The sequence below is a fragment of the Frankia sp. CeTa3Moorea genome, from assembly GCF_978021225.1.
The window spans coordinates 1-6,546 of the sequence record NZ_CDXDOR010000208.1 but is presented as its reverse complement, the minus strand read 5'-3'; the positions used below and the strand labels follow the sequence as shown (position 1 = coordinate 6,546).

Below are 6,546 nucleotides of genomic sequence, written 5' to 3'. Positions count from 1 at the left end.
CCTCCCCTGACCTCCCCTGACCTCCCCTGACCTCCTTCGATCTTCTTCGGCCCTTCTTCGACGTCGAACAGAACCAGAATCTGACTATCGGCCTGACCGCGGCAGGCGCCGCCGCCCCGGTGCCGGCCACCGCCGGAAGGTGGCGGCCCGGCCCGGTGTTGTAGGTGACCGCGGTCGGCGTAGACGCCGATCGCGGATATCGCGGATATCGCGGAGGTCTCGGCGCGGCGGGACGGCCGCGGCGGGACGGCCAGGGGAAACGGCGAAGGGAACGGTGGTTGTGGTGCCGAAGGCGTACGTCTACAGCGGCCACGGCGGTCCGGAGGTGGAGGCATTCGCCGACCTCCCGATCCCGGTGGCCGGGCCGGGTCAGCTCACGATCGCGGTACGTGCCGCCGGGGTCAACCCCGTGGACTGGAAGCTGCGGGGCGGCCTGCGGCTGCCGGCCGCCCCGCCAGCCGTGTTTCCGGTCGTACTCGGAGTGGAGGCCGCCGGCGTGGTGACGCAGGTGGGCCCGGACGTCGACGGATTCGCCGTCGGCGACGAGGTGTTCGGCAGCGCGCCGGGCGGTGGCTACGCCGAGTACACGGTGCTGACCGCCGGGGAGAGCGCGCGCAAGCCGGCCGCGGTGTCCTTCGTGGCCGCGGCGACGCTGCCGGTCGCGGCGGCGACCGCCTACGACGGCGTGCACCAGCTGGCCCTGCCGCCCGGCGCCACCCTGCTGATCACCGGTGTGGGTGGCGGCGTGGGAGTGGCCGCCGCGCAGATCGCCCGGCAGGCGGGCCTGACGGTCGTCGGCACCGCGAGCGCCGGCAAGAAGGACTTCGTCGAGGCCCTCGGCGTCGCGCACGTCGAGCCGGGCCCCGGCATCGCGGACCGGGTGCGGGCCGCCGCGCCCTGGGGGGTCGACGGAATCTACGATCTCGTCGGGGGCGAGACGCTGGACGACGTCGTCGAGGTCCTCGCGGACCGGTCGAAGCTCGTCACAGCCTTGTCCGGGGCGAGCGACCGGCACGGCGGGACGACGGTCCAGCGGGCCCGGGACAGCCGCGTGCTCGACGCGGTCGCCCAGCTGGTCGTGGACGGCGCGCTGGACCCGCTCGTGACCGCAACCTTCCCGCTGGACCAGGCCCCGGCGGCGCTGCGCGCGGTGGAGAACGGCCACGCCCGCGGCAAGATCGTGATCGAGGTCGCCGCGTGACCGAGCTTGCCGTTCCCCGACAGCATGTCCCCGACCGGCATGTCCCCGACCGGCAGGAGCCCGACCGGCAGGAGCCCAGGCGGCACGCGACCGGCCAGCACGTGCTGAACAACCCCGTCCGTTCCTCCCTCCTGGGTCCGCACGCGCATTTCGCCGAGCGGGTCGGTGACGTGCTGCGCTACCCGGTCAACGTGTCACCGTTCGTCGCCCTGCCGGACGTGCCCGACGAGGGCACCTGGCGCAACGCCGCAGTGCTGCTCGGCCCGGGCGCGATCGTGCCGTTCACCGGCATCGACGCTTCCCCGCCGCCCGGCTGGGAAGAGGCAAGCTTCGACGGCGCGCAGCTCGTGGACGAGGGGGTCGACGCGTTCCCGGACGAGGAGGCCGTGCGGCTGGGGCCCGCGGACGTGCCGGAGATGCTCGCGCTGGTCGAACGCACCAAACCCGGGCCGTTCCTGCCCCGCACGATCGAGCTCGGCACGTACCTCGGCATCCGGCGGGACGGCACCCTGGTGGCGATGGCCGGGGAACGGCTGCACCCGCCCGGCTGGACCGAGATCAGCGCCGTCTGCACGGACGCGGGCCACCGGGGCCAAGGCCTCGCGACCCGGCTCGTCCGCGCGGTCGCCGCGGGCATCCGGGCCCGCGGAGAGACACCGTTCCTGCACGCCGCGGCGACCAACACGAACGCGATCCGGCTCTACGAGTCGCTCGGGTTCCGGCTGCGGCGTGAGGTGACGTTCCGCGCCGCGCAGATACCGGATATCGAGCCAGCCGCGTAACCACCGCCCGGCCGCGTAACCACCGCACCGGCCCGCGTGGCGAACGCCTTCCCCGCGGGCCGGTGCGGACCACCGGCAGGCCATCCCCCGGTCGGACGACCCGCGCCGGCGCGACGACCGGCCCTGCCCGCGGTCGCCCCGTCCGACTACCGTTCAGAAGTGTGAGGTACGCCGACGACCCAGAACGAGGGGGATGACGCGATGACCCCGCCGAACGCGGGCGCGCCGGCGCTCGTCACCGTGGCTTCACCGACCGATCGGACCGAGCTGGCCATGCCCACGACGCAGACACCGACCCAGACCACCGGGACCAGCATCAGGGTGGCATTCGCCTTCGACCATGCCGGTGGCGGGGTGCTGTCCCCCGCAACCTGCCTGTGGCTGCTCGGGAACGAGCAGCTCGGCCGGGTGGCGTTCCGGGCGGACGGGGAGGTCCTCGTGCTGCCGGTGAACTACGTGATGGACGGGGAGGCGGTGGCCTTCCGGACGGCCGTGGGCTCGAAGCTGACCGCCGCGATCGAGGAGGACGCGGTTAGCTTCGAGGCCGACGGGCGCGATCCGGCGTCCCGCAGCGGCTGGAGCGTCCTGATCAGCGGGAAGGCCGTGTCCGTCACCGACCCGGGCACGCTGTCCAGGCTCGAGCGGACGGGACTCAAGCCCTGGGCGGACCGCGTCGAGCATCCGCACTGGGTACGGATCCTGCCCGAGTCGATGACCGGCCGGGCCATCATCCACTCCTGACCCGCCGGCTCGAGCGGAAACCCGCCTTTCAGCGCATCACGAGACCACCGTCGATCACCACCGACTGCCCGGTCATGTAAGCGGAGTCCGGACCGGCCAGATAGGACACGAAGGCGGCCACCTCCTCGGGTATCTGCCCGCGGCCGAGCGGGATCCCGGCGGCGTACTGCTCGAGCGCCTGCCCCTTGCCGAGGCCCAGCTGGCCGCCGAGCTTTTCGGCGATGTCCGCGCCGGCCGCCGCGAGGCGCAACGCGATCGCCCAGCCGATAGTGAACGCCGATAGTGAACTCCGCCATGCCGCCATGCCGCCGTCGGCCATCAGCCCGTGGAAGCCGACCTGGCGGCAGACGTTGTACCGGCCGGCGAGCTCGGGCCGGGTGGTTCCGACCGGGTGTGGCTCCGACCGGCTAACTCCGACCGGGTGGTTCCGACCGGGTGTGGCCGCGGCCGCCACGGCCAGTCCGGCCTATTCCTACCATCCACCCGCGCGGATTCCCGTGCATCCGCCCACATCATCCGCCGTCGTCCCACCTATTAACCCGGCGGGCTCATCGGATAACCCCCGAGGCCGTTTACGCTGCCCGCCGTCAACCCGCTGACGTGCGGGTTCCCGCCTGCCTTCAGGAATTTCCTTCGCGCCCCCTCAAACCGAGGAGGACTTTGGTGCGGCGACGTGGCATGACGCACCCGAAGGAGCCCCTTTCGGGGTAGCATTCAAGACTACCCTCGGGCCTTCCGGCCGGGGGGGAGCAGTATGTTCTTGGCATGGGAGCGACACCATTGACGACCGGCCGGAGCAAGGAGATAACCTTTTCGATGTAGCCGGCAGCGGGCATCCGACGAAGACGGACGGCCAGCCTGGAGCGGAGCCGACGTGGCAGTGTGCCCACTTCACCCGCGACCGGATCATGGAAGGCATCACACAAAGGTGGTGTACGGCTGATCCCGGGACCGACCGCCCCTTCATGAATACACCGGTACGCGCCTGGTTGTCCGGGGGCGCCCATCCGGAGGTAGCCGGGTTATCGACGTGGATAGGGAGAGGAGCATAATGGGCCCAGTGGCATCGGATTCGATCCCGATGCAGGTGCGCCTGCACCGGACGATGACCCCTGCCGGCTTTGACCGCGCACCGGGACCATTCGTCGCCGATGGACAGCCGCCCGACTCTCGCACGCAGCGGGAGCGGGTCCGCCTGGCCCAGATCGAGCTGCTGGAGCTGAGCGCCCAGATGACGGCCCCCCATCTCAGGCGGCAGATCCTGCACATCTACTCCCTGCTGCGCAACGAACCGGTCGTCACGCCCGGCCCGCCGAAGCCGCCGCCCTTCCGCCTCACCTTGCGGGAGATGGAGGTGCTGACCCTCGTGGCCACTGGCTGCTCCAACGTCGAGGCGGCGGAGCACCTCACGATCCGCGCCGAGACCGTGAAGACCTACATGCGCAGCATCATGCGCAAGATGGGGGTCCGTAACCGTACGGCAGCCGTGCACGCCGCCCGGCAGAGCGGTCTGCTGGACTGAGCGGCCCGCTGGACCGAGGCGGCGCCGTAGCCCCCCGGCGAGACGACGCGCGGACCGTGACCAGGCGGCGGCATGGACCCGGCCCCGGACGGCTCACCAGCCGAGGAGATCCTCCGGCTGGTCGCGGAGGTAGCGGGCCATCGCGTCCCCGTGCTCACGGCACAGTGCGGCGGCGGTGTCGGCATCGCCGTCCCGCACCGCCTCGGCGATCCACCGGCACTGCTCCCAGGCCAGGGCGACGCTGGCGGGGTCGGGCAGGAACGGCCGCGAGGCCGGGTACTGCGACAGCGAGCCGAGCACGTCCTCGAAGAGCTGAAGGGTGGGGCTGCGGGCGATCTCGGCGAGCAGCACGCCCCACTGCGCCCGGGTCCGGGCATGGTCGCGGGCATCCCCACCGGCGGTGCCGTCAACGGCGGCGTTGACGGCACCGTCGACGGCGCTGTCGACGAAGGTCAGCAGCCGACCCCGCTCGGCCGGATCCGGATTGAGCGCGGCGAGCCGGGCGCATTCGGTGGTGATGAGGGCGTGGGTCGCGCTGAGGTCGGCGAACGAGGCCCTACGGGTGCGCAGGAAGACCGACGCCATGTGGGCGACCCCGGCCGCGTCCGGCCGCTGCCCGTACAGACCGCCGTGATGACCCCGGCGGACGGTGAGGATCCCCTCGGCCTGCAACAGCCGCACCGCCTGACGCAGCGACGGCCGGCTGACGCCGAGCCGGGCCAGCAGCTCGTTCTCCTGGCCGAGGTACAGGTCGCCGTCCTGCCGGCTAAGAATCTCCTCCCGCAGAACATGAGCGACCGCCGTCGCCGTGTTCACCGCGGCCACCCGTTCCATGCGTCCCTCCTCCCGAGCGTCCCTCCTCCCGAGCGTGACGCCTCCCGAGCATGACGCGAACAGCATCATACTTTCAGGTACCTGTGAGTTTCAGGTACCGAAGACAACACCGCCGGCGAGGAGTTCGAGACGGCGGGCCGAGCGGGCCGAGCGGGCCGAGCGGGCCGAGCGGGCCGAGCGGGCCGAGCGGGCAGCCCGACCGGGCAGCCCGTTACCCGAGCGGAGCGAGACCGAGGTGCTCGCGCAGCGTCGTCCCCGAGTAGTCGGTGCGGAATACGCCGCGCTCCTGGAGCAGCGGCACGACCGTGTCGGCGAACTCATCCAGCCCGCCCGGGGTGATGTGCGGGACGAGGATGAACCCGTCGCTGGCGTCCTCCTGGACGAACTTGTTGATCGTCTCGGCTACGGTGGCGGCCGAACCGATGAACGACTGCCGTCCGGTGACCTCGATGACCACCTCGCGCAGCGAGAGCTTCTTCGCCTCGCCGAGCTCGCGCCACTGCCGGACGGTCGCCTGCCGGTCGTCGAACATCCGCACGCTGGCCCGGCCCTTCGAGATGGTGTTCTCCCCCGGTACCGGGTCGACCTCGGGCACCGGGCCGTCCGGGTCGTAGCCGGAGAGGTCGCGGTTCCAGAGCTGCTCGGCGAACAGGATCGCCGTCGCCCCGCTGACCTGCTGGCGCCGGATCACGCCGGCCCGTTCCCGCGCCTCGGCGTCGGTGTCGCCGAGGACGAAGGCCGCCGCCGGCAGGACCACCAGTTGCTCGGGTCTGCGGCCGTGGCGGGCCAGGCGGCCCTTGATGTCGGCGTAGAAGGCCTGGCCCGCGTCGAACGTGCTGTGCCGACTGAAGATCGCGTCGGCGGACGAGGCGGCGAACTCGCGGCCGGCTCCCGAGTCGCCGGCCTGGAAGATGACCGCCTGGGCCTGGTGGGTCTGGTAGTCGGCGATGGTGGGGAGGTCGCGTCGGCCGAGGTGGGGAGTTTCGCCGGGGCGCAGGGCCTGGACGCGCACCCCGGCGCGGCCAGTGCTGGTGTAGTCCAGGGTGGCGATGGCCTTGGAGATGTGGAACGGCTCGGTGTGGGTGGTGGTGACTGCGGGGACGAGGCCGATGTGGCTGGTCAGGGGGGCGACCCGGGCGGCGGTCAGGACAGCGTCCAGGCGGCCGCGGACCTGGTCGGTACGCCCGTCGGGGCCGTCGAGACGGGAGGTCTGCAGGGCGAGGGAGTCCTCGATGGTGACGAAGTCGACCAGCCCGCGTTCGGCTTCCAGGACGAGGTCGGTCCAGTAGCGGGCGGTGAACAGCTCGGCCGGGCGGGCATCGGGCTCCCGCCAGGCCGCCGGATGCCACCCGGCTCCGTCCAGAGCGACGGCGAGACGCAGCTCCGCGAGGGCGGTCATCGGGTCGGATCCAAGATGCGGCGCATCGGGATCTCCTCAGACGGTGGGTGGCCGGGCGGTGGGTGGC

General features: G+C 72.0%; 7 protein-coding genes. 4 read left to right on the top strand and 3 right to left on the bottom strand.

Features of this window, described 5'->3' with window-relative positions; translation table 11 throughout:
• Window positions 1-274: 274 nt before the first annotated feature.
• The 3 genes from AC08OV_RS22580 (at window position 275) to AC08OV_RS22570 (ending at window position 2,724) form a co-directional block, all read left to right on the top strand.
• Window positions 275-1,201 carry an NADP-dependent oxidoreductase gene (locus tag AC08OV_RS22580; RefSeq protein WP_476615335.1) on the top strand — a complete coding sequence of 309 codons (927 nt, stop codon included), beginning with the start codon at window positions 275-277 and terminating at the stop codon, window positions 1,199-1,201.
• The gene (locus AC08OV_RS22575) at window positions 1,198-1,983 is read left to right on the top strand and encodes a GNAT family N-acetyltransferase (protein WP_476615336.1); all 786 of its coding nucleotides are present in this window, start codon (window positions 1,198-1,200) and stop codon (window positions 1,981-1,983) included. The genes AC08OV_RS22580 and AC08OV_RS22575 overlap by 4 nt, the downstream gene beginning before the upstream one ends.
• A 201-nt stretch (window positions 1,984-2,184) precedes the next feature.
• Window positions 2,185-2,724 (top strand): pyridoxamine 5'-phosphate oxidase family protein, encoded by a 540-nt coding sequence (locus AC08OV_RS22570; RefSeq protein ID WP_476615337.1) that lies wholly within the window; start codon window positions 2,185-2,187, stop codon window positions 2,722-2,724.
• Between the two features lie 28 nt (window positions 2,725-2,752).
• Here the strand turns inward: AC08OV_RS22570 and AC08OV_RS22565 are convergent, their stop codons facing one another.
• The gene (locus tag AC08OV_RS22565) at window positions 2,753-3,043 is read right to left on the bottom strand and encodes an SDR family oxidoreductase (RefSeq protein ID WP_476620273.1); all 291 of its coding nucleotides are present in this window, start codon (window positions 3,041-3,043) and stop codon (window positions 2,753-2,755) included.
• Window positions 3,044-3,775: 732 nt separating this feature from the next.
• Between AC08OV_RS22565 and AC08OV_RS22560 the strand changes: the two genes are divergently transcribed.
• Entirely contained in the window at window positions 3,776-4,246 is a 471-nt protein-coding gene (locus AC08OV_RS22560) for a response regulator transcription factor (protein ID WP_462188140.1), read from the top strand.
• Between the two features lie 93 nt (window positions 4,247-4,339).
• Here the strand turns inward: AC08OV_RS22560 and AC08OV_RS22555 are convergent, their stop codons facing one another.
• The gene (locus AC08OV_RS22555) at window positions 4,340-5,080 is read right to left on the bottom strand and encodes a FadR/GntR family transcriptional regulator (RefSeq protein WP_476615339.1); all 741 of its coding nucleotides are present in this window, start codon (window positions 5,078-5,080) and stop codon (window positions 4,340-4,342) included.
• Between the two features lie 211 nt (window positions 5,081-5,291).
• Window positions 5,292-6,479 carry an LLM class flavin-dependent oxidoreductase gene (locus AC08OV_RS22550; protein ID WP_476615340.1) on the bottom strand — a complete coding sequence of 396 codons (1,188 nt, stop codon included), beginning with the start codon at window positions 6,477-6,479 and terminating at the stop codon, window positions 5,292-5,294.
• Window positions 6,480-6,546 lie beyond the last annotated feature (67 nt).

Coding starts and splice junctions, on each gene's coding strand:
- AC08OV_RS22565 (WP_476620273.1), bottom strand. CDS start 3,043: ATGGCCGACGGCGGCATGGCGGCATGGCGGAGTTCACTATCGGCGTTC.
- AC08OV_RS22560 (WP_462188140.1), top strand. CDS start 3,776: ATGGGCCCAGTGGCATCGGATTCGATCCCGATGCAGGTGCGCCTGCAC.
- AC08OV_RS22570 (WP_476615337.1), top strand. CDS start 2,185: ATGACCCCGCCGAACGCGGGCGCGCCGGCGCTCGTCACCGTGGCTTCA.
- AC08OV_RS22550 (WP_476615340.1), bottom strand. CDS start 6,479: ATGACCGCCCTCGCGGAGCTGCGTCTCGCCGTCGCTCTGGACGGAGCC.
- AC08OV_RS22555 (WP_476615339.1), bottom strand. CDS start 5,080: ATGGAACGGGTGGCCGCGGTGAACACGGCGACGGCGGTCGCTCATGTT.